The 25,328-nt window shown below is 39.4% G+C and carries 19 protein-coding genes and 4 pseudogenes; 16 read left to right on the forward strand and 7 right to left on the reverse strand.

Annotated features, from left to right (window positions below):
* Positions 1 to 136 precede the first annotated feature (136 nt).
* Positions 137 to 487, reverse strand: a complete 351-nt coding sequence (locus ACE1CA_RS13120) for a hypothetical protein (RefSeq protein ID WP_486517812.1) — start codon at positions 485 to 487, stop codon at positions 137 to 139.
* Between the two features lie 137 nt (positions 488 to 624).
* Between ACE1CA_RS13120 and ACE1CA_RS13125 the strand changes: the two genes are divergently transcribed.
* Positions 625 to 1,737: an IS630 family transposase gene (locus ACE1CA_RS13125; protein WP_486517950.1), complete on the forward strand. Its 1,113-nt coding sequence runs from the start codon at positions 625 to 627 to the stop codon at positions 1,735 to 1,737.
* Here the strand turns inward: ACE1CA_RS13125 and ACE1CA_RS13130 are convergent.
* Entirely contained in the window at positions 1,734 to 2,126 is a 393-nt protein-coding gene (locus ACE1CA_RS13130; RefSeq protein ID WP_486517975.1) for an SAM-dependent methyltransferase, read from the reverse strand. The genes ACE1CA_RS13125 and ACE1CA_RS13130 overlap by 4 nt on opposite strands.
* Positions 2,127 to 2,146: 20 nt before the next feature.
* On the opposite strand from ACE1CA_RS13130, the gene ACE1CA_RS13135 reads away from it, so the two are divergent.
* Positions 2,147 to 2,347 carry a hypothetical protein gene (locus tag ACE1CA_RS13135; protein ID WP_486517813.1) on the forward strand — a complete coding sequence of 67 codons (201 nt, stop codon included), beginning with the start codon at positions 2,147 to 2,149 and terminating at the stop codon, positions 2,345 to 2,347.
* Here ACE1CA_RS13135 and ACE1CA_RS13140 read toward each other — a convergent pair.
* Entirely contained in the window at positions 2,290 to 3,288 is a 999-nt protein-coding gene (locus tag ACE1CA_RS13140) for an IS630 family transposase (protein WP_486517814.1), read from the reverse strand. The genes ACE1CA_RS13135 and ACE1CA_RS13140 overlap by 58 nt on opposite strands.
* 179 nt (positions 3,289 to 3,467) lie before the next feature.
* Here ACE1CA_RS13140 and ACE1CA_RS13145 point away from each other — a divergent pair, with 179 nt between their 5' ends.
* From ACE1CA_RS13145 to ACE1CA_RS13180, 8 genes are all read left to right on the forward strand, one after another.
* The gene (locus ACE1CA_RS13145; RefSeq protein ID WP_413277480.1) at positions 3,468 to 5,276 is read left to right on the forward strand and encodes a DDE-type integrase/transposase/recombinase; all 1,809 of its coding nucleotides are present in this window, start codon (positions 3,468 to 3,470) and stop codon (positions 5,274 to 5,276) included.
* A gap of 2 nt (positions 5,277 to 5,278) precedes the next feature.
* Positions 5,279 to 6,445, forward strand: coding sequence for an AAA family ATPase (locus tag ACE1CA_RS13150; RefSeq protein WP_413277479.1), 1,167 nt, complete (start codon positions 5,279 to 5,281; stop codon positions 6,443 to 6,445).
* Between the two features lie 5 nt (positions 6,446 to 6,450).
* Positions 6,451 to 7,911: a TniQ family protein gene (locus tag ACE1CA_RS13155; RefSeq protein WP_413277478.1), complete on the forward strand. Its 1,461-nt coding sequence runs from the start codon at positions 6,451 to 6,453 to the stop codon at positions 7,909 to 7,911.
* Positions 7,886 to 8,302 (forward strand): hypothetical protein, encoded by a 417-nt coding sequence (locus ACE1CA_RS13160; protein ID WP_413277477.1) that lies wholly within the window; start codon positions 7,886 to 7,888, stop codon positions 8,300 to 8,302. The genes ACE1CA_RS13155 and ACE1CA_RS13160 overlap by 26 nt, the downstream gene beginning before the upstream one ends.
* A 166-nt stretch (positions 8,303 to 8,468) precedes the next feature.
* Positions 8,469 to 8,918 carry a transposase family protein gene (locus ACE1CA_RS13165; RefSeq protein ID WP_413277476.1) on the forward strand — a complete coding sequence of 150 codons (450 nt, stop codon included), beginning with the start codon at positions 8,469 to 8,471 and terminating at the stop codon, positions 8,916 to 8,918.
* A gap of 55 nt (positions 8,919 to 8,973) precedes the next feature.
* The gene (locus tag ACE1CA_RS13170; protein ID WP_459563600.1) at positions 8,974 to 9,033 is read left to right on the forward strand and encodes a hypothetical protein; all 60 of its coding nucleotides are present in this window, start codon (positions 8,974 to 8,976) and stop codon (positions 9,031 to 9,033) included.
* Between the two features lie 19 nt (positions 9,034 to 9,052).
* Positions 9,053 to 9,268 carry a hypothetical protein gene (locus ACE1CA_RS13175; RefSeq protein WP_413277475.1) on the forward strand — a complete coding sequence of 72 codons (216 nt, stop codon included), beginning with the start codon at positions 9,053 to 9,055 and terminating at the stop codon, positions 9,266 to 9,268.
* Between the two features lie 144 nt (positions 9,269 to 9,412).
* Positions 9,413 to 10,210 carry a DUF928 domain-containing protein gene (locus tag ACE1CA_RS13180; RefSeq protein ID WP_413277474.1) on the forward strand — a complete coding sequence of 266 codons (798 nt, stop codon included), beginning with the start codon at positions 9,413 to 9,415 and terminating at the stop codon, positions 10,208 to 10,210.
* Here ACE1CA_RS13180 and ACE1CA_RS13185 read toward each other — a convergent pair.
* Positions 10,185 to 12,818: a CHAT domain-containing protein gene (locus ACE1CA_RS13185; RefSeq protein ID WP_413277473.1), complete on the reverse strand. Its 2,634-nt coding sequence runs from the start codon at positions 12,816 to 12,818 to the stop codon at positions 10,185 to 10,187. The two genes, ACE1CA_RS13180 and ACE1CA_RS13185, sit on opposite strands and share 26 nt — an antisense overlap.
* Positions 12,819 to 12,830: 12 nt before the next feature.
* Positions 12,831 to 16,631 (reverse strand): two-partner secretion domain-containing protein, encoded by a 3,801-nt coding sequence (locus ACE1CA_RS13190; RefSeq protein ID WP_413277472.1) that lies wholly within the window; start codon positions 16,629 to 16,631, stop codon positions 12,831 to 12,833.
* Positions 16,632 to 16,897: 266 nt separating this feature from the next.
* Between ACE1CA_RS13190 and ACE1CA_RS13195 the strand changes: the two are divergent.
* Positions 16,898 to 18,107 (forward strand): annotated as a pseudogene (locus ACE1CA_RS13195) (IS1380 family transposase).
* A gap of 267 nt (positions 18,108 to 18,374) precedes the next feature.
* Positions 18,375 to 18,680, forward strand: a pseudogene (locus ACE1CA_RS13200) (transposase); the annotation flags it as partial.
* A gap of 125 nt (positions 18,681 to 18,805) precedes the next feature.
* Here ACE1CA_RS13200 and ACE1CA_RS13205 read toward each other — a convergent pair.
* A pseudogene (locus tag ACE1CA_RS13205) lies at positions 18,806 to 19,793 on the reverse strand (transposase); the annotation flags it as partial.
* Between the two features lie 136 nt (positions 19,794 to 19,929).
* Between ACE1CA_RS13205 and ACE1CA_RS13210 the strand changes: the two are divergent.
* The 3 genes and pseudogenes from ACE1CA_RS13210 to ACE1CA_RS13220 form a co-directional block, all read left to right on the forward strand.
* Positions 19,930 to 20,178 carry a hypothetical protein gene (locus tag ACE1CA_RS13210; protein WP_486517992.1) on the forward strand — a complete coding sequence of 83 codons (249 nt, stop codon included), beginning with the start codon at positions 19,930 to 19,932 and terminating at the stop codon, positions 20,176 to 20,178.
* A gap of 19 nt (positions 20,179 to 20,197) precedes the next feature.
* Positions 20,198 to 21,889 carry an IS1634 family transposase gene (locus ACE1CA_RS13215; RefSeq protein ID WP_486517816.1) on the forward strand — a complete coding sequence of 564 codons (1,692 nt, stop codon included), beginning with the start codon at positions 20,198 to 20,200 and terminating at the stop codon, positions 21,887 to 21,889.
* Between the two features lie 673 nt (positions 21,890 to 22,562).
* Positions 22,563 to 23,277 (forward strand): annotated as a pseudogene (locus tag ACE1CA_RS13220) (ISNCY family transposase); the annotation flags it as partial.
* A gap of 48 nt (positions 23,278 to 23,325) precedes the next feature.
* Here ACE1CA_RS13220 and ACE1CA_RS13225 read toward each other — a convergent pair.
* The gene (locus ACE1CA_RS13225) at positions 23,326 to 24,105 is read right to left on the reverse strand and encodes a ParA family protein (protein ID WP_486517818.1); all 780 of its coding nucleotides are present in this window, start codon (positions 24,103 to 24,105) and stop codon (positions 23,326 to 23,328) included.
* Positions 24,106 to 24,542: 437 nt separating this feature from the next.
* Between ACE1CA_RS13225 and ACE1CA_RS13230 the strand changes: the two genes are divergently transcribed.
* Entirely contained in the window at positions 24,543 to 25,322 is a 780-nt protein-coding gene (locus ACE1CA_RS13230; protein ID WP_486517976.1) for a DUF4058 family protein, read from the forward strand.
* Positions 25,323 to 25,328 lie beyond the last annotated feature (6 nt).

Consider the following 25,328-nt stretch of genomic DNA (forward strand, 5'->3'; position numbering starts at 1 on the left):
TCCTCATTTAAGGATTATTATGGATGCGAAATCTAGGCATCTAAACTCTTTTTGGCAGACTAGATGCTTTAAACATAAGGATTATCCTGATTTTGTCGCCCTTATCAATAATATTAACCAAGTTTTTTAGCTAAATTTATTGCCTGAATATAACAGAAGAATTTTTCTTAGCTGTGACTAAAAAAACCTGTCTTGTACCAGGAATAACCCGTGATGGTGAACACTCACTATAACGCCCAAAATTAGCACCATCTTCCCCTGGTTGAACGACAGTAGCATCCCAACCATAATTGTGCAATAAATCTTCCGGTCGATCGCACCCAAACTGCCAATGTCGTAACACTCTTCCGCGATCGCTTTCTCTAGCCTTTTCCCCAACTTCAACCGACTTCACACTAACAAAATCAGCACCCAAAAAACTACCATCAACACTAAGCTGAGAAATTGTTTGCAGCAATTTTAAAACAGCGATTTGGGGCAAATACATTAACACTCCTTCAAGTAACCAAATTGAAGGATGACTAACAGAAAACCCCTGACTTAATAAACTATCAACCCAATTAAGCTGTTAATCATTTAAATAGGGTAAAATGGAAAAGTCAACCGAGCAAAATGAGTCAGGAAATGCCAGCAAAGAATCATCTGAGCTTAGAACAAGTAGAGAAGCTACAAAAAGCCCTAAAAGAAGAAGAAAATGGAAACATTAGAGAAAGAATTCTGATGTTACTGTTGCTAAATGATGGAAAAACTCAAGCTAAAATAGCGGAATTTCTGGGCTGTTCAATAAATAAAGTATCTTATTGGTGCGTACATGGAGATCCAGATAATCTAGAAAGCCTAGTCGATGAAAGGATGAAGGGTAATCATCAAAAAGCTACAGATAAATATAGAGAAATATTATTAGAGACAGTAGATAAAGAACCCAAAGAATTAGGATACGAATTTGGCAGATGGACGGCACAAAGGTTAGCAACATATTTAGCAGAAACGACAGGAATAAAATTAAGTGGGTCGCAAGTTAGGAGAATATTAGAGCAAAAAAAGTTCGTTTACCTCTGGGCGAAGTACAGCTTAGAGGGAAAGCGAGAGCCGGAAAAAAGAAAAGAATTTAAAAAGAAGATAACCGAATATTTAAAAATAGAAAAAGAGAATCCAGAACGTTTACAAGTATGGTTTTGGGACGAAAGCGGTTTTAGTTTAAGCGTGATAAAAAGAAAGAATTGGTGTAAAAAAGGTAGCCGAAAAGAGGTGAGAGGAGATCGAAGAAAGGGTCGGATTAATGTAATGGGAGGGCTGAGGTATTCCGACAAGAAAAGGTTTGTGGAATTTCTGGATAAAAGCAATTCAGAAAGTTTTTATCAAGTGCTAAAACTGTTTTATCAAGAATTGATTGGTGAATGGGTAGCTGCTGGCAATGAAGCCGATGAATTTGCTGAAAAAGGAGCCAAAATAGTGATAATTCTCGACAATGCTAGTTTTCATAAAAAGGCAGAATATCTCCAGAAAGTTGCCGCTGAAATGCCCAATATTCATTTAGAGTTTCTCCCGAAATATAGCCCGGATTATAACTTAATTGAATTAGTTTGGCATTCAACAAAAGAATTTATTGCTAATCGACTATTTAAATCAATCGAAGAATTAGAATATTTATTACATCAACTTTTAAATGAAGGACAGTTAATTATTAAATGGGAGCGAAAACTTAAAAATAAAGGTAATGCTCTTATCCCTGTTTAAATGCTTAACAGCTTATCTGTTAAATCAGCTTTGATAACAAAGCGAATACATTTAGCAGGTACATCTTGGAGAATAGAATTTTTATAATCTAAAACTTCCGGGCGATCGACCTCATAAACGCAAGTTCCAATACACCAAGGAAAGCGAAATGGTCTAGCATCCATACCTGCACCCAAAATTACCACCTGTGACGCTAACAATTGCGCCGACATCAAAAAGTCATCATAAAAGCGAGTACGTATAGCAATAAACCTAGTGCGTTTGGCTTTGATTTTAGTTAAATCATCGCCTACTTTTTGCCATCTTTCTAATAAAACCGGAATTTCATCTGCGGCTAAGAGAGCAGCAAAAGGATCGTCAAATAAGCGATCGCTTCTCTGATGTTCGATCGCTGTTAGTTAAATAAAAAATGACCCAAGAGAACCGCATCATTATCCAAATGCTGGCTAATTGGGATCTACCCAACAGTGGTTGGCAATACTGGGAAATTTATGGACGTTGCCAAGAGGTGAGAAAATCGCTAGAACGGCTGACAAATTTCATGGTAAGTACTTATGCAAAATTAATTGTATATTCTTTGCCAAAGTCTCGAATGACTTTTTCCACATAATCAACTAAATTTTGCCAGCTAGAATAAGCATCTATTTCTATCCATTCATATTTCATGAATCGCCAGAGAATTTCGATTAAGTTAAGTTGTGGAGAGTAGGATGAGAGCCAAAATATCTCTAAATTTTTCTGTGGCCATTCACTGATTTTCTCCGCAATTTTTTGACTTCGATGAAATGAGGCTTTATCCAGAACAACAAACGTTTTTTTTGTCAGAGTTTCCGCAAATTTATCCAGACAAGATATGACGACTTCACTAGTGATTCTCCCTTCAAATATATAAGCAGATAATTCTTGAGAGCGACTCATTATCCCCAGGACATTTAGCCGCCGACTTCGGCTACTTTTTAGGGAATTTATTTCGCCTTTTTCTTGCCATCCATAAGGCACATAAGGTGTTAAGCAAAATCCAGTTTCATCCAAATATCTTAGTTCGATCTCTCCCGCTTCTTCCCGTTGTTTTAATAAGGTAAGCTCTTGCTTCTTTTCTTCATATTCTAAGGGGTCTGGCTGACCTGCTAATCCTCTTTTAAATCTTTTCCAGCACATGATTAGACTTTTTATCACTCGTTTAACTGTATCCTTGCTCACGGTGATTTCCCATTCTTCTTTTATCTCTGCTATTACTTTTTTTAAATTTTTAGGCGATTGTTTTACCCAGGCTTTTATTTGTTGCTTTTGTTCTTCTGTAAATGTTGGCTTTCTCCCCCGACCTGGGCGATTATATAATCCTACTAATCTGTGTTCTTCCCAATCGTTCATCCAGTTATATATCGTATTTCTACTTACTTGAAATATTTCGGTTAATTCCTCAATTCTTTTTCCTTGATAACTTAATAGAATACAATGCGCTCTCTCTCTCACTTGATAATGTGCGCTCTGTTTATATATTCTCTGGAGCAGTTTGATTGTTTCTGGTGTCAAGTCTCTAATAAATCGCATTTCCCTCTCCCCTTTACTGTTCCTAGCTTTACTATATACAATTATCTTTGTAATATACAATTATTTTTGCATAGGTACTTACTATCAGTCTACCCTTTGTAGATATAGCACCCTCTACACCAATTTCCTGGGATGGCAGAAACTACACGATTATTCAAAGCGGGGAAACAGAAATTACTTTGCGTCATCAGTCAGGAAAGTTAGTCGAATTACGACACGCAGAGTTTAACCGCCTGGTTCAGTTAGGAAAAATCACAGCTTTAAACCCTACTCAGTCAAGCACTTCGGGTACCGAATGGAAAGATGTACTCAAAAAAGCCAGTCCTGCTGATTTAGAACAAGCCAATCAGCGCTATCGAATACTCCAAGCCCATTTTTCCGGTCAATCAACAGAAAAGACATCTATACCAGAACGCACCTTGCGCTCTTGGCGGGCTAAATATCGCATCGCGCAGCAAAAGTACGGCTATGGCTACATCGGGCTGCTAAGTGCCTCTCATGCCAAGGGCAACCGTCACCGCAAACTGCCCCAACAGATTTTAGAACTGATGACCAAGTTTATTAGCCAAGATTACGAAACCCATAAACAAAAAAGAAAATCTGAAGTTTATGGAGCTTTCGTCCACGCCTGCTCAATAGCCGGAATTCCAGAGAACCAAATTCCTAGCTACAAGACATTCATTCAAGAAATCAAACGGCATTCAGGCTACACTCAAACCCTGAAACGACAAGGAAAAAGGGCTGCTTACCCACAGCAACCTTTTTACTGGGAGTTAGAACTGACCACACCCCGACATGGAGACCGTCCCTTCGAGATTGGTCATATCGACCATACCCAGCTAGATATAGAAGTTCGGTGTTCAAAAACCGGACTGGTACTGGGCAGACCTTGGGCTACCTTTCTCGTCGATGCCTATAGCCGGAGAATCCTAGCGGTCTATATGACTTTTGACCCGCCTTCCTATCGCAGTTGCATGATGGTACTGCGAATTTGCGTCATGCGGCATTCTCGCCTACCGCAAATTATCATCACTGACAACGGCAAAGAGTTTCACAGTACTTACTTTGAAAGCCTATTAGCTTGGTTTGAATGCACACTCAAACATCGACCCCCAACCGCATCACGATTTAGTGGAGTCGGCGAACGATTATTTGGCACTGCCAATACCCAGTTCCTCTACAATCTGACAGGGAATACCCAAATCACAAAAAACGTTAGGTTAGTCACCAAATCGAACAATCCGAAAAATTTGGCAGTGTGGACTTTAGGTAGTTTGTATCTATACTTATGCGAATGGGCTTACTCAGAGTACGACACCACCGCACATCCAGCTTTGGGAGTTTCTCCTCGGTCAGCTTTTACAACGGGGTTAGCAGAATACGGCAATCGTTCCCATCGGCAAATTTGTAATGACGAAAACTGGAAACTATTAACCTTACCAAGTACACCCAAAGGGCAAGTCAAAGTTCATCCCAGCCAAGGAATACAAATTCGCGGTATTCGCTACTGGTCTAATACCTTTAAAGACCCAGAAATTCATCACACTTATGTCAATATCAGATACGACCCATTTGATGCGGGTACTGCCTATGCCTATATCCGAGGTCAATGGGTTAAATGTATTAGCGAATATTATTCCATCCTGAAAGGGCGCTCAGAAAAAGAGATTTGGTTAGCCACCGCCGAGTTACAAAAACGACAGCAAAATCATCAAAAGCAATTCTTAGTTAGAGCCAAAAAGTTGGCTGAATTTTTAACCAGTGCAGAGGCGGAGGAAGTTCTACTATCACAACGGCTAATAGATGCTCAGATGACGGAAGTTTTTCGAGTAATTGATGATGGAATTGTGACAACTCAAATTGATAGCCAATTGCCAGAATCAGAAGCAAACTGCCCGACAACTCAAGAGAGTTCTTCACCCTTCCAACCAAGCGCCAACAGTCTCTCGATTAATCCCCAGGAATTGCAACTTTTTGACTCTTATTAATCATGTCTTATCCCCAACAATTTCCCCCATCTCTACTAACCCAATCTCCAGAAGAAAGATTAGCTTACTTTGACAACTACACAATGGCACATCCCCGTTTGTCAGAAGCCGTTAATTTACTCAAGCTGCTAGTTAATCAGTCGGGAGAATCGCGGGTAATTTTTATTTATGGGCCGACCGGAGTTGGGAAAACAACTTTGCGATTGTTGATGGAAAAATGGTTGATTGAGTCAACATTAGAAGAACTAAAAACTGACCCAGGGCGCTTACCAGTGGCTAGTGTTGAAGCCGTCATCCAAAAGTCAGGGCTGTTTAACTCTAAAGACCATATCAAACGCTGTTTATTTGCGCTTAATGAACCCTTGATTGACCAGAAAATAGACTATGGTACAAGAGGAATCTATCGAAATGAGAATGGTCAAGTCATCATTGAATCTAAAGTGATTGAAACTGATTTAGCTTGGGCATTAGAACAAGCTTTAAAACACCGAAAACCGAAAATCTTTTTTATTGATGAAGCACACCACCTACTGATGCTAGCCAGTGGACGCAAACTCACAGATTTACCAGAAGCAATTAAGTCATTAGCTAACCGTACTGAGGTAGTTCATGGGTTAGTTGGGACTTACGAATTACTCACTCTGCACGATGTCGGCGACCAGTTGAGCCGACGTAGTGTTTATGTACATTTTCCTCGATATCGTGCCGACATTAAAGAGGACAGAGAAATATTCCAAAGCATAGTTTGGGGTTTTCAACTACATCTACCATTGCCAGAAGCGCCAGATTTATTATCAAATTGGGACTATTGTTATGAGCGGAGTTTGGGCTGTGTGGGTATTCTCAAGAATTGGTTGAGAAATGCCCTGGCAGATGCGATAGCAGAAGGCGCTGCTACTGTGGGAAAAAAACATTTAGAGCGACGAGCTTTAGGAGTTGCTCAATGCCGAAATATACTTAAGAAAATTTTGGAGGGTGAGTACAATCATGCTCAAATTGAAGCCGAAGTTGAACAACTACGCGCTGAACTTGGGTTGTCAGTAACACCTGGACAAAGTAACCTGAATTCGCAGCTATTTCCCTCATTCCATTCGGGCAATAATTTAAACAGAAAAAGACCCAAACAAGTGGGTCAACCCAAACCCAAACGACACCCTTGTAGGAGTTAAGTAATATGGAACAATTCCAACTTACTCTCTATCCATCTTGGGATGTGCAAAAACCTGCAATTCCTCCTAGAAGTCGTTTTTATCATTTAGAACCGATTGGAGTTGGCACTCCATATACAGAAAGCTTAACGAGTTACTTAATTCGACTCGCGCAAGAGCATTGTGTTAATGTCTCCCAATTGATTCTCGCTGAAATTGCTCCGCTAATTAGGAGAGAAAAAGATTTATCATTCGCTCAATTTGAGAGTATTAGTAAAGTATGTGGGACTGACAGAGATAGAACTGCAATTAATGGCATGGGGTTGACGGCGACACATCTAGTAATGGCTTTAGAAGCTCTTACCTCACGGAAGGATTTGCATTTTCTTACCTTACTACCGTTAGCAGAAATTGTTTCTAAAAGAGGCTTGCTGCGTCCCATTCGTGCTTGGTGTCCTATTTGTTATCAAGAGTGGCTAAATACTGACCAAACTATCTATGAACCGCTGCTGTGGTCAATTAAAATTATTGAGGAATGTCCCTCTCACCATCATCGTCTACTCTCCAAGTGTCCTTATTGTCATCAGCAGCAGCTAGTTCTTTGTAGAAACTCGCGACCTGGATATTGTAATAAATGTGGTCATTGGCTAGGAAAACGCCCTAGCAAAAAAGCTGTTCCGGGTTTAAGAGAAGCCGAAACATTTGACAATCACTTAAGTTATATACTCCATAATATTGGCGAATTAATTAGGTTAGCATCTAGTCATAAATTACCCAGAGAAGGCTATAGACTTCAGCAGATATTCTCTCGTTATATCCATCAAGTTTATGGAGGTAATGTCACTGCTTTGTCTCGCTTTGTGGGAATTAATGTGACAACATTGAGTTGTTGGTATCAGGACGCAACTCTACCACAACTTGATAAGTTACTACAATTTACGGAGCGCTTACAAATTTCCTTGCTGAATTTTTTAACTGAAGAAGTCTTAGTTGATGATGGCTTGAATCAAGCCATAATTTTACCCTCTCCAGCTTCTCAAACCAGAAAACATTTAAGAAGATTAGATTTAGAAAAATTACAAGTTATTCAGTTAGTCCTTCAACAGGTACTTCAGGAGTACCCACCGCCATCCTTACAGGATGTTGCACGCCGTCTTAACTATCGTCCTTTAGTTCTACAACATCATTTTTCCAACCTCTGCTCTCAAATTCAACTCAATCATGCTGCTTATCGAAAACTGGAGCGTCAGCAAAGAATTCAACCTGTTTTAGAAGCAGCATTAGAAGAATTTCCACCGCCGTCTCTACTAGAAGTTGTCCGACGACTTGGCTACAAAAATAATAGCTATTTATACACTTATTTCCCCTCTCTGTCGCACCAAATTGCTGGGCGCTACAAAGATTATGTTAAAGCCTGTGGTCTAGAAGAAAAAAATCGCATTAGCCAAGAAATTCAGACTATTGCTTTACAGATTCACTTACACTAAGGATGGTAAGCCTAATCCTCGCATCTATGATGCAGTAAATACTATCTGCAAGATGGCGCAGAAAAGAAGTCTAGTTGCAGCCGTTTTAATTGCTACTGGAGCCAGCGAATTTTTCACTCAAGATCTAGAAGATATAGCAGAGCGAATCAGCCCGGAAACTGAACCCAAATCACGCTCAGAAAATAGTCAACTTTCCCGGAGTTCTTTAGAAGAACAATCATCAGCGATTATGGAAAAGTTGGGATGGTCGAAAATAACTGCTTCCGCTTTTGCAGAAAAAGTTACGGGTAAGAAATTTAGAAAAGATATGTCAACTAAAGAACTGCATTTATTGGTTAGCGCGATGCTTCAGGAATTAGAAAAGATTCCGAATCAACCGAAATCTAAATAATTATTCAGGTTGATTTTCACCATCTTTTTACCACTTTATTAGCAGGGCTTAAACAAAAATGCGGCTTAGTCAATGTAGTCTCGAATCATATCTAGGGGTTTGGGATGGGTCTTGCGACATTATGGGGTAAAATGTAGTTATAACTACATTTTACCCGGAAAGAACGATGGACTTTCATCTAGATACCTTATTAAACTTACCGAACGTTACGGTTTTCACCGCTTATCAAAAAGAAGGATTCTTTATCCTAAAATTAGAGTTGTTAAACTCAGGAATTAACTGCCCATTCTGCGGACACTATACTGATAATCTGCATCAAAATCGTCCAAATTTAGTCCGAGATTTAGCCATTTGTGGTCAAGGAGTTTACTTAGAAGTCCCCCGCCGACAATTTCATTGTGTTCACTGTAAAAAAGCACCAACAGAACGGTTATCATTTAAAGAAATGGGACGAAATTACACGATTCGTTATGAAAATTATATTTATGAAAGAGTGAAAGAATTAACTATTGAACAAGTCAGCGAAAATGAACAATTAAGTCCTAACCAAGTGGAAAATATCTTTAAACGAATCGCTCGTCAAAAAAAAAAGACTGGGGAACTCCGTCACGCTTAAGCCTCGATGAGTTTAGCCGAGAAAAGGGTAAAGGAAAATCGATCGATTTCATGTCATGAAACTAGTGAATAAAGCACTTAATAAGATTCGGTTAAATTTAGAATTAAAAGGCTGAAAAAATCGCTGTTAAATGTTTGAAGAATGAAGCAGATTTAATTGAGTCCGAAAAACTTGAATTAGCTAGTCTACTCAAAGATTCAGCTTGCTTAGGAATAGCAGATCAACTAAAGGAGGAACTCCGCGACATTTATGAAACTAGTTCAACCGTAAAAATTGGATTTAAGCGACTCAAAAGCTGGTTAAATTCTGCCCGGATTATTTTCGGAAAAGCTGTTAGCTTGTTTATTTAAATAAGATTTACTTATCCCCATAAGTACGGGAGAGCCGATTTTTTATTGTTTGTGAGAAATGCGGGCATAGTTGTCGCCCCTCCAAGAATAAGTTACTTTAGAGAAGTATTTTATTAGTATATATCGCTACTTTAAAACCAACTTATGTATAGCAAATTGAAACAAGCATTTTTGATTAGCTGTGTACTAATAAGTACAGCAATTAGTTTACCTCCATCACTTGCCCAAATAGAGCAAGTAAGTAAAAACAACGCTGACCAGATAAAAATTCGTTTTATTTTGGCAAATCCAGACCCACCGAACAGGGGAACTCCACGAACCAACCAAGGAACTGGTAGTCGTGGTAACTGTTTGTACAAAAAGGAAAGCCCTCCTCTAACTGCTTTAGTAGGTGCTAACAATTTGGAGTTAACTACTAAAGAACGTCCTACTTTTTGGGTTTATGTACCCTATACTTCAGAAGAAGCACCTAGCGGGGAGTTTTCCTTGCAGGATGGGGATGAAGATGTTTATCGAACTCGCTTTAATTTAACAGCTACCCCAGGAATTGTTAGCGTCACTCTTCCACCAACAGTTAAAGTTCTGGAAGTTGGAAAAACTTACCGTTGGTATTTTGAAATTAATTGTCCTAATTCACAAAGAACAGCTAGAATTGCTCCGGCTTCTGTGACTGGAGTAGTGCGACGAGTTTCGCCTTCTAGCAATCTGGAAAATGCGTTGAATTCGGCAAAAAATTCCTTAGAAAAAACTGCGGCTTATGCCCAAAATAGTATTTGGTATGATGCTTTAACTGAACTAGCTCAACTGCGATTAGATAACTCACAAAATGCTGAAATTCAGCAGATTTGGATTGAGCTATTGAGCGATCGCAATGTCGGGTTACAAAGTTTGGCAAAAGAACCGATCGCTGGCAATGTTACAACCAATTTCCGACAAGAGTAAAAGCTGCCCAATGATAAGGGCGATCGTAATCTGTATCGGAGTACTTGGTTAAAAAAGCAATTTGGGTATTTCGTAAAGCTTCCGCTTTGCTAATTTGTGGGTTATTTAATTGTTGGTAAAACAGAGCCATAAATTCAGCTGTGGAAGCATCGTTAATTTGCCATAATGTTGCTAAAGTACTGCTTGCTCCGGCTCTAATCGCAATTCCTGCTAATCCTAAAGCTGCTCGTTTATCGCCTGCGGCTGTTTCACAAGCACTGAGGATAAGTAAATCAAGAGAATTTGGCTCATTTGACTTTTTAATTCGCAATAAATTATCGAAATCTTTGACTTTAATTCGTTTGTTCCAATCTAACAGAAAAGTATCTTCTGGATTGGAACTAAATTTGCCGTGAGTGGCGATATGTACTAAGTTAAAGGGAGCAGAATTAATTACGCTTTCTATCTTTTCTTGCTGAAAATTTTGATTTTCTAACTTCTCACTTTGGCTGATTTGTTCTCTGATTGTGGCTAATTCTATACTTACATTATCTATCGGACTCAGCCCTTCTGCCTGAAAACTAGGCGCATTGGAAGCTCCTGCAATAATTGCTTTGAGATTTGTTCTAGATAAAGGTCTGGGATTAATTAATTGTAACCCAGGAGTAACGGCTACAGCATATTTTTCTATTAAATACTGTTTACCATCATAAAGAACAGCTGGGGGAATATTTCTTAATGAGCCATCTAAGACAAATACTAAAGTTTTGATTGATTTTTGATTAGCTGTATTTTCTAAGTCAGTTACCAATGGTTTAACTAACCAATCATAAATTTGTTGGGAATCTTTTTTAATTTTACTCAAGCTGGTACTGCGTTTAGTTAGAGAAGTGAGCAGTTGTTCTACTGCATTATCTATTTGAACTTCAGATATATTTGTGCTGTAGTGCCTTAAGTTATCTCTTCCGGGCAATTTAACAATAATTTCTAACCGTTCTTTGAGAATAATTGGATAAATAATTGCTGCTTGCCGATCTAATTCATCAATATTTACTGGTTCTGCTGTGGCACAGGCATCTCGAAAGAAGTTGTTAATTTCGGCTAATTGAAGCGCTTCCATTACATTCCGAGATTTAATTAGATTATCAATACTTGGATTGGGAGAAAGTAAAAGTAAATTAGCTAATTCTCGATAAACTGGCTCGATATTTTCGCGAAAAGAAAACTGAATTTCGGGATTAAGAGAAACTAAATCGCTGCGTAAGTTGTTTAAGGTGTTAAAGGCTTCTGTATAGTAAGAAATAGCTTCTTTACTGGGAGCATTTTGGTTAAAGCTACTTTGAAATAAGCGCCCTAGTTGCCATTGCCATTGATAAGCAATATCTGGGGCGCTAATCTGTTGGGCGAGTAGTAATGCTGTTTGGGTAAAGTTTTTGGCTTTTGCCCAATTTTGCTGTTTTTCGGATAGTTTACCCCAGGTTCCCAAAACGTAGGATTGAGCTTTTTTGTCTGCCAGTTTTTCGGACTTTTGAGCGGCTGTTTCTAAGATTGTTTCAATAGATGGAGAGTTGACTAAAGTTGCAGATTCATTTTTTAGTTTTAACCAATTTTCTGCTAAGTTAACAGCAGCATAAATTGATTCTCGGCTAGGAGGTAAGCTGTTAATTTGGGAGAGAATTTGAGATAATAATGGTTGAAGATTTGAGGTTTGATTGGTTTCTATGAGTAAACTTAGTTGATTGAGTTTTGCTTGGATTTGGGTGAGAGGTAAAGTTGCGATCGCACCAACTTTTTCATACTTCTCTAACGCAGCTTGAACATATTTTCGAGCAGTTTCAATATTTTTTAAATTTTCGGCTCTTTTGGCTAAAGTTCTTTCAGTATTTGCTAAACTTAGTAAGGTTTCGCTTTGGGCTTGAGTGGAGTTAGGTAGGTTTTGGGCGATCGCCAAACTTAAACCCAAAATTCTCTCAGATTCATCAAGAGATCCCCCTAATCGCAGCACCTTTCCCAAATTACGTAAACCAGTCGCTTTCAGAAAAGAATCGGGTTGTGCTTTTAGCGTTTTTTCAATTTCCGCAAACAGTTTTTCTGCGTGTCTATGTAATCCCAAAGCTTGCATCGCTTCCGTTTGATTAATTTGGCTACCGAGTACCCCAATTTCATCACCAACTTTGGCATATAAAATCGTCGATTTCTGCCAAGTTTCTAAAGCATTTTCAGCTTTTCCTGTAGCTAATAGTAAACGTCCTTTAGCGTTCAAAACTTGAGCGAGAACTTGTTCGTTTTTGTCGCTTGTTGAGTTTAATAATGCAAGACTTTTCTCGATCGCATTAGTGGCAGCTTGCCAATCTCCTAATTTTTGATAACTTAAAGCCAGCCAGCTTAAAGTTTGTGCTTGTTTGATTTTATCCCCATTCCGTTCATAAATTTGGGCAGCTTCTTGTAAGTTGAGTATTGCTTGCGAAAATTGCCCTGAATCATAATGATTTTTGCCAGTTTGTACCAGGGTTAAAGTTGAATTGTTAGCCACAGGCATTTGAGCTTTGGCAGGAAAAACATTATGAATAGCAAAGCTCAAAATTAATCCGAAAATTACCGGAATGAAGAATCGTAAAAACCGTTTCATATTTCGTTTCTCCTATGGTAACTTAGAAGAGTAATTTGTATTTGGTGCTGGACAATTGGGAGAATTTAACCAACTGCTTTGAGGGGTTACAGAAGTAGTTTGTGCCGTCAAAACTATATTGCCTTTAACATCTTTGTACCATGCTTGTGCTTCGACAATTGTTTCTAGTTTTTGGTTGATATTTTCTGGGGTAATTTTATTAGATGAATTTAATTTTGTTGTTGTTTGACTATTAGATGTTATCCGCCAATCTTCCCAAATACTATCAGCATTAATGGCTTCATTTGGTGGAGTTGGTAATCCACCTCGACCTATAATTATAAATGTACTTTGTTCTAGTTGAGGAGAACAACGTTGGTCTATTAAACTGCTTGGATCGATGAAAGTTTCGGGTAATTCAATTAATCCAGAATTAGGATCGATATCAGGGGTATTAATTGCGATCGTCCCCTGTAAATTTGGCCCTTGACGTTGGGAAAAAGCAGTGATATCGCTCGAAGAAAGTCGGCTAGGATCTAAAACGGTATCCGAACCCAAAAACCTTTCTAATTGCTCTCTAGTACGAGGTTCTGCACCAAAAATACTTTGAGTTTCAATTTGAATTTTACCTCCTTTTGCATCCTCGGCATTAGCAGTAATATCGCTATTTTCTAAACCAATTAATACACCAGAATTAATACTAATATTACCGCCAGGAATTTCAACTCCGGTAGCATTAGTAGTAATGCTGCTACCTCGGCGCAAAATTAAGGTTGTTGCATTCAAATTAATCTCCCCTCCACCTCCTGAAGTATCAGCTTTTAAGTTTGCTTGATTATCTAACAAAATCGAGTTAGCTTTAACATTAATTGAACCTGCTTTTCCCTGACTAAAACTACTTACAGTGATTCTACTTCCATCCCTCACAATCAATCGCTCAGTTTCAATATTGATGTTTCCAGCAGTTCCTTTCCTAATAATTTTTGAGTTATTAGGCAACCTAAATCCGCTAGCTGCACCCAATTCACTTGGAGTTAAATTTTCAATTGATTTTCCCCTAATTTCTATAGAATTTGCTTTTATAGTTAAATTTCCTCCAGCACCATCGCTCTTAGTTTCAGCTATTATTTGTCCTCCATTTTTGACTAGCAAATTTCTAGTTTGGATTGTTAGATCTCCAGCAGATCCTTTGGTGCTAGTAGAAGTTAATAATTTAGCTTGACCTTCTAATACTACTTCTTGTGAAGCATTGATTGTTAAATTACCCGCTTTACCAGCAACCGAAGGATCGCCAGTAGAAGAAGTTGTTGTTGTGATTATTGCAAATTTGTCTAATGCTTGAATTAACAATTTTCCAGTGTTAATAGTGATATTTCCGCCTTGTGCTTCAGTGGGAGATGTTGAAGAATTATTAGCGATCGTTTGAGAAGAGATTTTAGTTGAACCAATTAATTCCACAGATTTTGAAGCATCAATTTGGATATTTCCCCCTTGCCGATCTATATTCAAAGTTGATATAGCAGTAGGTTCATTCCCTCCTATAAGAGTCAGCTTTCCTGTTTGGATACGAATGTTTCCTCCACTATTACGATTGTCACCTATAGTGCTTTCTTTTAATTGCACTGACTCTAAAGCGTTAATAATTAAATCTCCCGTTTTACCATCTGAGCTACCACCAAGGATAACTGCGATCCTAGATTTATCGACAATATTTACAGATTTTGAGGCATTAATAATAATAAAATCTCCTGGTTTATCTGTAGAAAATTCGATCGCAGAACCAACAAGCCCAATTTGCTTACCCGTAACTCGAATAGTGCCACTTTCTTGGCTATTCAAATTGTTATCAACTCTAACCTCTGCTTGATTCAGAAATACATTTGCTAAGGCTACATTAGGAAAAGTTAAGCGGATACTGTTGCTATCAAGATTTAATCCAACTGTTGCTGCTTCTGCTACTCCTCCCAATTCAATGCGAGCATTTGTAGCTTTTAAATTAGCGCCATCTAATGTAATGTTACCGCCGATTAATGCTAAACTTTTCTCGATTTGCACTCGGAAATTATTGTTACGAATACCAGTTAATTGATTAACTGTTTCCCCTGTAGATTGATAGATAATTTCCCCCGTATTGTTACTAAATTGTAAGCCTGTTGGGATGCTAATTGATAGCGAAGGTGTGGTTTGAGTAGCAGTTGCACTAAACTCTTTACCATCAGCAAATAAAAAGTTGGTTGCTGTAGTTGCCAAAAATGAACCGCCAATGTTCAGCGAGGCATTTTTCCCAAAAATAATTCCATTGGGATTGAGTAAAAATAAATTAGCGGTTCCATTGGTTTGAATCGTACCATCAATATTAGAAATTGAATTACCTGTTACTCTAGTGAAAATATTTTGAGCATCTAAATTATTGTTAAAATAAGCGGTGTTATCTGTGGATAAGGAAAACTGTTCAAAACTGTGAAATAGATTATTTCCTACTTGTGTTCCTCCCTCAATTAAGGTAGTGTTGAAACCTGCTTTTACTGTGGAGTTGATGGGAAGAGTGCGATCGGGAATAATTCCTCTTTCTATTACCTCTGGCAAAGGTTCTACAGTATTGATAGTCAATTTTCCGGCGAAACCTTGTCCGTAGCTTTGGGTGGCGATCGCAGTTCCTTCCAAACGCCGAGTATCAATTGTTAAATTGCCGCCATTCCCTGTAGAATCACGTTCAGTTAAAGCGAAAATCCCGCCCCCTCTACTCACTTTTACAAAGTCAGATGCTTTGATAATTAAATTCCCTGCATTTGCATTATTCAAGGTAGAAGTAAGAATTTTTCCTCCATCTCTCACTGTTAATTCTTTGGTTGTAATCGTTATAGTTCCGCCCAAATTATCAGATACAGTTGCTTCATCACGAATAGTTAAACTTCCGGTTGCGATCGACAAACTTCCCACAGCTTGCTCATCAACAGTAGCAGAACTGACAATACTTTTGCCGCTAATTTCTATTGATTCTGAAGCATTTAAAGTTAAATTTTTTTGATAGCGAATCTGTGAATAATCGAGAGAATCAGGACTATTTTTAAGTATGATTTGTCTACCTTGTAGCTGGACATTTTCGCCAAATACTGAAGAATTTAAGCTTTGCGATAATAATTGAATATCTTGGAAATTTTGCACATTTTCATAACTTAAAGCAAAACCTGGATCAATCGCATTTAACCCAACCAAACTTGAGTCACCAACGCTACCCAACTCAACGCGCCCATTTCGTACCGTTAAACCTCCATCTTCCAGCGTTATCCCATTTCCCACTAACGCTAAAGTTTTGCCCGGTTGTACTGACAAACCAGGAAAAATCAAACCATCATTTGCTGGCGTTTGCGAGCGATTAATAATACTTCCGGCATTAGTTCCAAATTGTAAACCTATTGGTACGCTAACAGTTAATAAAGGTGAAGATTGCGGGTTTTTCGCACTCCAAAAACTTCCGTCTGCAAACCTCAAACCACTTGCCGTAGAAGCTATAAACGAACCACCAATTTTTAAATTAGCATTTGGGCTAAAAATAATGCCATTCGGATTAAGCAAAAATAAATTCGCAGCACCATTAGCCCGAATCAACCCATCAATATTAGAAATTGTACCCCCAGTAACCCGACTCAAAATGTTTTGCACATCCACAGCATTGTTAAAAAATACTTCCCCACCAGTAGGCACAGAAAACTCACCAAAACTATGGAATAAATTGCCACCCGCCCTCGTTCCTCCTTCAATTATGCTGGTATTACCCTGTTGGATAACTAAAGAATTATTCGGCAAAGTAGCATCTGGAATAACTTGTGCCATTGTTGGGATTGAAGTTATCAGATAAAGTAATGTATTGCTACTAAAAATCCTAATTACAAGAAGGTAGTTGTTCATAGATTTATTTCATAAATTTAATATTTTTCTTTATATCATAAAGAGTGGCTTTCTATCAAATCTTTATACTTTTTTCTGAACTTCCTGTAAGTTTCTGTAACTTTATCCCGGATTTCTCACAAACGCTGAGAAAAAGGGGGTAAAAACCTGCTAAAATGTATAGATAGCAAGGATTTCAGCAGTTATAAAGTATGACCCAACAAGCTTCGCGCTCACTCCCAAAACAGTTCAAATTTGAGCAACCAAAATCGCCCCCAGTTGTAGTTAATTTCCAGGGTGGACAGGTAACATCGGATGCCGGATTAAGTTTAATTGCTGAAATAGACAGAAAACTACAAATAACATCACAGTTTGCACAGTGTTTCCAAGATTACCGAAAACCAAATCGAATTGACCATACAGTAGAAAGCTTAATTACACAAAGGATATACGGTCTGGTCATGGGGTATGAAGACTTAAATGATCACGAGGAATTACGTCATGAGCCAATGTTTGCTATAGCATTAGGAAAAAGAATTGGTAGAGAAAATGAGCCAGTGATTTTAGCCGGAAAAAGTACATTAAACCGTCTCGAACATTGTCCTGATGATCTAGAACAAGGAGCAGACAATCGTTATCATAAAATTGGGCATTCTCCATCAGAAATTGAAAGTCTATTTGTGAAGATATTTCTAGAATCTTACTCCAAAGAACCACGACAAATTATTTTAGATTTGGATGTAACTGATGATTTAGTACATGGTAATCAGGAGCAAGTTTTCTTCAATACTTATTACGCAGGATACTGCTATACTCCACTATATATTTTTTGTGGAAAACACTTATTGGCAGCCAAGCTACGACCTTCAAATGTAGATCCAGCAGCCGGGGCTTTAGAAGAATTACAGAGAATTATTAAACAAATTCGTGAGAAATGGAGTAATGTCCAGATTTTAGTCCGAGGAGATAGTGCCTATTCCAGAGACGATATCATGACATGGTGTGAATCGCAGACTGGTTCGTTTTGTGGTTACTTCACTAACTACCAATAAAGTACCTCCTGCTCAAGTCTACACGCAAAAATATTGTAAGCGAGGCGAGATGGAAAATCGCTTTAAGGAGCAACAACTTGAACTTTTTAGTGATAGAACCAGCACCCATACATTCGCTGGAAATCAATTAAGATTATGGTTTTCTTCTCTGGCTTACGTTTTGATGAACGCATTGCGTCAACAATGTTTAGCGAAGACGGAACTACAAAACGCTCAAGTCGGAACTATTCGTACTAAATTACTAAAACTAGGCGCATTGATTACTGTAAGCGCCGGGCGAATTTTAGTTGCGATTACTAGCTCTTGTCCGTACAAACATATCTTTGCTGCTGCTTACAGATGCTTAAAAATGCTCCCAAATACCGCTTAATCTAAAGTCAAGGTGCATTTTCTAAGTCTCTAATTAATGAGACTTTGGCTTGGTTTTATCTAAGCCCGGTTTTGTAATGTTTAATTTTATGAACACAGCATTTCGATTTCAGTACTAAGATAAATAGAGTAACTATTTTATCTTGATAAATCCTGAATTATACTTAACTTATTTCCCTACCTAAATTTCAATTGATGATGTATCAAAAAAAAGTCTTACATCAGGTCATGTAAATTGATTTTTTATTGTTTGTGAGAAATGCGGGATAAAGACCTGTTTAAGGAAGTAAGAAATTATGAGTGCTTCAAATATTTACATTTGGTAATAATGTCACCAATCAAAAGAAAATCATTACCAGAGATAGCGAAAGTTGTAAGTATAAACTCGGCCCAATCATTACATCATTTTATAGCCAATTCTGATTGGTCGGTAGATAAATTAAAACAAAGAAGATTAAAAAAACTAAAGAAAGCATTAGATGGCAAGAAGATTACAGTGGTAATAGATGAAACCGGAGACAGGAAAAAAGGTAAAAAGACCGATTATGTAGCCAGACAATATTTAGGTAGTGTAGTCACTGGAGTTTAGACTATCGCACCGAAGGTGCGATGTCTAAACGGAGAATACCAAGCGAAATCACTCAGTAGTTAGCTGAGTCAAAAGAACTTGATTAAATTAGGAATTCCGAGTCGAAAAAATTAAGTTTTTGTCTTTTTCTTAGTTCGAGAAAAGGCTTTTTTAACTATAGGATAACGAGTCCGAAGCACCCTTTGTTGTCCTGTTTCCCAACCGGGAGACTTTCCCCGGAGTTTAGGAGAACTAGTAGGTGTACCAATCTGAGCAACACGACCAGGAGTTAATTTGGTCAACCGTTTTTGCCAAGGTAAAGGTCGATCTTGGACTATTTCACGCGCTAACCAAAGTTCCCAAGTAATAATTGGCATCAAATCGCTCCATCGTTCACATTGTTTGGGTGTACTTAACTTTGGTAAAGTCCAATGAAGACGTTGTTTTGCCAGACGATACCAATGGTCAACACCAAAACGTCGCAAATATAACTGCCAAATTTCATCCAAGGGCGGCATTTCTTGGCCAATCCAAATCAACCATAAAGGTGCTCGCATTTTAGAAGAGTACAATTGGTCAATCCGCTCGACGCGAATCAGCTGCATTGGTTGATGTGGAGCAGTTTGAAAATGCAGGTTACTCCATAAACTAATTCTTAATTGTCCTAATTGAGGATGTTCTAATTCTTGAGTTTCAATTGCTGCTGTCCAAGTCGTCGAATCATTGAGCTTAAACTTGCTTCCATGTAAACGAGGTCGGCCCTTACCAGAATAAGCTGGTGGTGCAGTCCATAAACATAAATTAGAACGAAGTCGAATTAATTTATCAGCCGGAATATTGGCACTCTTCAGTATAAAGGGAGCGCATCCATATTCACTATCCCATAGTGAAATCGGTCGTTGTGGTAAATATTTACAAACTTGTTTGAGTTGCCATACTGCTTTATCAATGGGACAATCCCTGCCTGGTAATTCGTTCATGTCTTAATGGTAATGCCCAACTACCTTCGGCCTCTGGTATCCAAGCAATGGTACTGTACCCCTGACCAATTGTAATCGGTCGATTTCCATAAACGTTATTTGCTTGATGCTCAACTGCGTCGAAACTGTACGTTCGCTCATTTTTGAAGGGTAAGAGGAATTAATAGCTTACTGTGTAAGGTTTCAAGGTGATTGTGGATCTGATGGTGGTGATACCGTGTAATACTTGGGGAAGGCTTGGTTAGTTTAACGATGTAATACAAGGGATAAGAGTAATGTGGAAGCGGGACATTCAAGGCAAGTTCGCACTCAAAGACGATGATTATCGTCAAGTGCGCTCTTTAAGGGTAACTGATGAAACCTGGAAGGCTTTGGGGATAGCTGCTGAATGCTTTGGGATGACGAGAGCAGATTACTTGGAACAGGTGATGAGAGACAATGCTAGCCCCAGGCTACAAAGCAGCACTCAAAGCCCTGAATCATTTTATTGCGGCACTGACTCACCAGGATACACAAGAGTCTGAATAGATCACAGGAAAAACAGTGGAAATAAGTTCCGAGCGAATAGACGATATTCCATTGATTGTGGAATGGCTCAAACAGATGGAAATAGCCAAATGTATTGACCAAAAACTCACTCCACCACATGGAAACCACAAAGGACTCAGCTACGGACAATTGAGTGTATTGTTATTAACATATATAATTACCCAGTCAGACCATCGGTTATCTGCTGTGGAAGCCTGGGTTCAGGCACACCAACAGATTTTAGAGTTAAGTACGGGGTGGTCGCTCAAGGAAAAAGATACTACTGATGACCGATTGGCAAGGGTAGTTGAAGAGTTAGGTAAGCAGTCAGAGGCTAGGCGGGAAATCGAAGTAAAATTAGGACGACATCTGATTCGGGCCTACGAATTACCGACAGAAGTGGCACGAGCTGATACAACTAGTTTTAGTGTGAATCATCAACAGGGAGAATCAGCACAAGAAAGTCTACTGCATCATGGGTACTCCAAAGACAAGCGTCCAGACTTATTGCAATACCGTCAATTACTGGCAACCCTCGACCCGATGGGAATGCCACTGCTCAGTGCTACCCTAGAAGGTAATGGCGCTGATGACCCATTATATTTTCCGACCTGGGAACAAATGGCAAAGGTGATGGGACACAAAAATTTTGTCTTCATCGCTGATTGTAAAGCTGGCTCGATGGCAACTCGCGCCCAAATTGCCGCCAATGGAGGTGTTTATTGCTTCCCTGTACCCATGAGTGGACAACACCCCCAATATCTCAAACAGTGGGTACTCTCCCCACCAGCAGAAACAGTGTCCATTCGTTTACCGCGACAAGACGAAGAAGAACCTGCTGTGGGAAAGGGTTTTGAAGTAGAGTTAGGCAAGTTTTGGTTCAACGAAGAAACCCACAAGTGGGTACGTTGGCTAGAACGCTACTTGGTAGTTTATTCCCAAAGCCTTGCGGCTTCTGCCATCCGTGGTCAACAGCAACGCATATTGACGGCTAGAGCTGCTCTGGATAAATTAGAAAAGAAGCCTGGTAACGACCGGGAGCAACTGGGCCATAAAGTAGAAAACATTCTCAAGCGCTATCGGGTCAACGATTTCTTCTCAACCACGATTACAGAAGAAATCATCTTTGAAACTCGCCCTGTGGGACGAGGACGACCATCAAAAAATTCTCCCACTGAGGAAGTAACTAGTATTTCTCTTCAACTTCATATCCAGCAGATTGATGATGCGATTAAGCTTTCAGAAACCTTGGCCGGATGGCGACTGTATGTCACTAACGCCCCGACCACTCGACTGACCCTACCACAAGCTGTCATGTATTACCGGGATGAATGGCTCTTGGAACGTGGGTTTCACCGTTTTAAAAGAGGTTCCTTGCCAGCCCTACCCATTTACTTCCAAAATGAAGACCGAATTACTGGCTTAATGTTCATTTTGAATATAGCTTTGCGCGTATTTACCTTGATGGAGTTTGTGGTACGGAAGGCTCTCCAGCAAACGCAACAATCTTTGGCTGGTCTTTATGACGGCAATCCAAAGCGAAAAACCAATCGCCCATCAGAGTCGCGAATGCTTCAGGCTTTTTGTCAGCTTACTCTCTATCACCTTCCTGACTCTACCATTTTCATCACGCCGCTGTCCGAGCTTCCAAGTATTACACGGCAAGATTTGACTTCCTTCGTACCGTGTAATACTACGTCAATCTGATCTACCTTTGCCAAGTATTACATGGTATCACCACCATCAGATCCACAATCACCTTGAAACCTTACACAGTAAGCTATTAATTCCTCTTACCCTTCAAAAATGAGCGAACGTACAGTTTAAAGGCTACCAACTATCGCCGGAATAGTAGGCGGCATCTTGAACTTTCGGGATGAAGTGATAAAAAAGTAGCCAAAGTTTGAGTCTATTCGCAATAAGAATGTAGTACAAAAAAGCCGAAGCTAAAATTTAATAGGAATGTATTCGCGTTAATATTGCGCGAACTAATTTTTCCTGTTGATATTTACTGTGTTTAGTACTGTCTGTAGCTTGAGGTAAGATGGCACGGGCTGCTATTCATTATAAATATTGATTTAGTTCGCGTTATTACAACGCCAACTAAAATCTCATATAGTAAATTTAGGAATTATTATTTCTGGTTTAAGTAGTATTGTACTACGCTTGATTGACTATTAATTTTCACAAATATCTGAGGAGAGTACCCGGAAATCCTTGGAATCAAGATGTCACCAACTGTCCCGGCGATAGTTGGTAGCCAGAAAATAATTCGGTTTTGAGAAAAGAGAATTCCAGCGAAATAAAAATTTATAATTATTGTCAGTTAAGGTAAAATTGGTGAGTTAAAAATCCTCAACTCGCATCAAATTATTCCCAAATGACTCAAAAAGCAGCCACCCTAGAAATTTCTGAATTAATCCAATTTTTACGTCAAGGATTACATGACTTACCCGATGAAAGGAAACCCGGAAATAATACCAAATATCAGGTAGAAGATGCAGTGATGGCTGCGTTTTCCGTCTTTTTTACGCAGTCACCGTCTTTTTTAGACCATCAACGTTTAATGAAAAGCAATAAGGGAAAAGATAATGCTGAAAGTTTATTCTTGATTGCCAAAATTCCCGGAGATAATCAAATAAGAAATCTGTTAGATCCGGTGCCTGCCACTACTCTGTCTATGACTTTTAAAAAAGTCTATCAATGGTTAGAGTCAAAGGGAGTTTTGCACAAGTTTCTCTACTTAGATGGAGAAATTTTAGTGGCGTTAGATGGCACAGAATATTTCTCATCATTAAAAAGAATTTATAAAAAAAATAGATGGATATCAAAAGCAAGATTGTGAAAATGCGGCGGTAAAAAGATGGTTAAATAAAAATCATCAAAATCAGTATGGTTATCCTGTAACCCTTTTAGGGGATGACCTATATTCTCACCAACCTATTTGTGAATTAGCACTAAAACCAGGATATAACTTTATTTTTGTTTGCTTGAAAAGTTCGCATAAAACTTTATATGAATGGCTAGAGTTTTTAGAAAGAAGTGGAGAAGTTACCACCGTTGAAAAGAAACAATGGTCTGGGCGAAAAAAACTAAAAAGTTGTTGAGATTTTCATCTGGATTTATCAGTTGAAATCGATTTTTCATGGACAGATTTCTGAAAACCTGTCTATCTCTAGCGTCGGATGATAATTATCTGTCAAAAAACAATGCTTCCATACAAGTTCTCTATTTAAATAAGAGAATTTTATCTGATTTTCTTTCAAAATGAGAATTGCTGCTTTTTTTGGAATTCCTAAAATGTTCCGATGAACTGCTTTGTCTACAGCAACTCGTGAAGGAGCGAATCCCATTAGCTTTGGTTGGGGTTTGAGCCGAAGCTCCCTGACTTTTTCGTAGTACCAGTCCAGCAAGTCTGCGAACGATCCAGTATCTTTATACTCCGGTTTGATTGGGGCGAGAACATGGGTGCAGGCTGCAAGAGCTACTGGCCCCATTGGTTCTAAGGATGCAGGAGTATCGAACAGAATCACATCACTAGTTAGAGGAAAGTCTTCAAGCGCATCTTGAAGGATCTGATATTTTCTGGCAGAGCTGTAGATGTCGTTAATACTCTCCTCCAACGGTTTACCTCCCTGAATAGCAGTCACAGTCGAGAGATGATCAGACCATACTGGTACCAATGGGTAATTACCCTTAAAGGTTTTTTTGAAAATCACCGCTACGGAGTGTTCAGGGGCGGCTGGATTTAGTCCTGCTAATGTACATAGGGAACCATTGTGGTCGAGTTCAACAATGGTTACGGTGTATCCTTTCACCCCAAGTCCATAAGCGAGGTGAATTGTCATTGTTGTTTTGCCGCTACCACCGGCATTTGAGGCGATCGCGATCCGAGCCTGACGGACTGCTGGAGTTAATTTCATGTGTTTTTCACCGGGGAATGACTTTTTAAGGTTGTTTGTTCCAATACAACAGATTAAACTTAGAACAACGACGTGCCACCTCTGAGGCTCTCACTCTTCAAAAAAATCAACCGAAGTTCTACAGTGCTTTGTGAGCAAGAAATATAGGACATATCTGCTTTGTTCTTAACGTTAAGAACATTGGCAGAAGATTGTGTTCTTAACGTTAAGAACATTCTATATGATGGCTTCGGTCTTTAGAACTTCTATTTTGATAGGAAGTGGCACAAACCCCTTAATGTCTGCCTTTGCCTCCTGGATGCGTAGCCGTCGTCCTCAGAATTATCTGGAATATGACGAGGCTCAGACAAGTTTGAGATTTTGATTTGGAGTTAAAGACTATAATGCCCTCATACTGTCTGTTTGGGAGTCTTGTTATGCCCTCCCCCTTTCCTGGAATGGACCCCTATTTAGAAGGGTATCTATGGGTCGATGTCCATAATGCGTTAGCCAGCAAGATTCGGCAGCAGCTTGCTCCGAAAATTCAACCGGGCTACACGGTGCGGTTGGAGGTCTATTTGGTGCAAGACACGGCTCCCGAAAGTGAAATTGGGATTCTTTACCCTGATGTGGAAGTGCTGCGTCAGAAATCGGCCCTTCGAGCCTCAATCCGTTCAACTCTGCCCATAGAAAATGGTAATCTTCTGATCACTCCGGCTCCCCTCACCCTACCCCTGATGCCGCCCATTGAAGTGCGGATCACCAATGTTGAGATTCGCGATACCGCCAGTAATACCCTCGTGACGAGTATTGAAATCCTGTCACCAGTGAACAAGCGAGAGCCGGGAATTACGCCTTACCGCCAAAAGCGGCAGCGACTTTACAACGCAAATGTGCATCTGATTGAGATTGATTTGCTGCGGCGTGGGACTCGTCCGTTTGCTCACCCGCGCTTGCCAGCGGTGCCGTATTTAGTAACACTCACCCGTGCTGGAGCACAAGAAGTGGAAGTATGGCCGATTTCACTGCCAGATCCCTTGCCGATTATTCCTGTGCCGCTGCGACCTCCAGATGTAGATGTGCCGATGGATCTGGCTGCTGCTCTGCGCGACATCTACGATGAAGCGTTTTACAATTTGTCGATTGATTATCGTGAACTTCCTCCAAAACCCATGCTAACAGCAGACGATTTAGCGTGGGTAGATGCCTTACTCGCACCGTTGAGAACTGAGACTTAATGTCTA

This window comes from Floridaenema evergladense BLCC-F167 (assembly GCF_041929205.2).
GTDB classification, from domain to species: domain Bacteria; phylum Cyanobacteriota; class Cyanobacteriia; order Cyanobacteriales; family Aerosakkonemataceae; genus Floridanema; species Floridanema evergladense.

Coding starts and splice junctions, on each gene's coding strand:
- ACE1CA_RS13120 (WP_486517812.1), bottom strand. CDS start 487: ATGTATTTGCCCCAAATCGCTGTTTTAAAATTGCTGCAAACAATTTCT.
- ACE1CA_RS13125 (WP_486517950.1), top strand. CDS start 625: ATGCCAGCAAAGAATCATCTGAGCTTAGAACAAGTAGAGAAGCTACAA.
- ACE1CA_RS13135 (WP_486517813.1), top strand. CDS start 2,147: ATGACCCAAGAGAACCGCATCATTATCCAAATGCTGGCTAATTGGGAT.
- ACE1CA_RS13140 (WP_486517814.1), bottom strand. CDS start 3,288: ATGCGATTTATTAGAGACTTGACACCAGAAACAATCAAACTGCTCCAG.
- ACE1CA_RS13150 (WP_413277479.1), top strand. CDS start 5,279: ATGTCTTATCCCCAACAATTTCCCCCATCTCTACTAACCCAATCTCCA.
- ACE1CA_RS13155 (WP_413277478.1), top strand. CDS start 6,451: ATGGAACAATTCCAACTTACTCTCTATCCATCTTGGGATGTGCAAAAA.
- ACE1CA_RS13165 (WP_413277476.1), top strand. CDS start 8,469: ATGGACTTTCATCTAGATACCTTATTAAACTTACCGAACGTTACGGTT.
- ACE1CA_RS13180 (WP_413277474.1), top strand. CDS start 9,413: ATGTATAGCAAATTGAAACAAGCATTTTTGATTAGCTGTGTACTAATA.
- ACE1CA_RS13185 (WP_413277473.1), bottom strand. CDS start 12,818: ATGAAACGGTTTTTACGATTCTTCATTCCGGTAATTTTCGGATTAATT.
- ACE1CA_RS13190 (WP_413277472.1), bottom strand. CDS start 16,631: ATGGCACAAGTTATTCCAGATGCTACTTTGCCGAATAATTCTTTAGTT.
- ACE1CA_RS13210 (WP_486517992.1), top strand. CDS start 19,930: ATGTGGAAGCGGGACATTCAAGGCAAGTTCGCACTCAAAGACGATGAT.
- ACE1CA_RS13225 (WP_486517818.1), bottom strand. CDS start 24,105: ATGAAATTAACTCCAGCAGTCCGTCAGGCTCGGATCGCGATCGCCTCA.
- ACE1CA_RS13230 (WP_486517976.1), top strand. CDS start 24,543: ATGGACCCCTATTTAGAAGGGTATCTATGGGTCGATGTCCATAATGCG.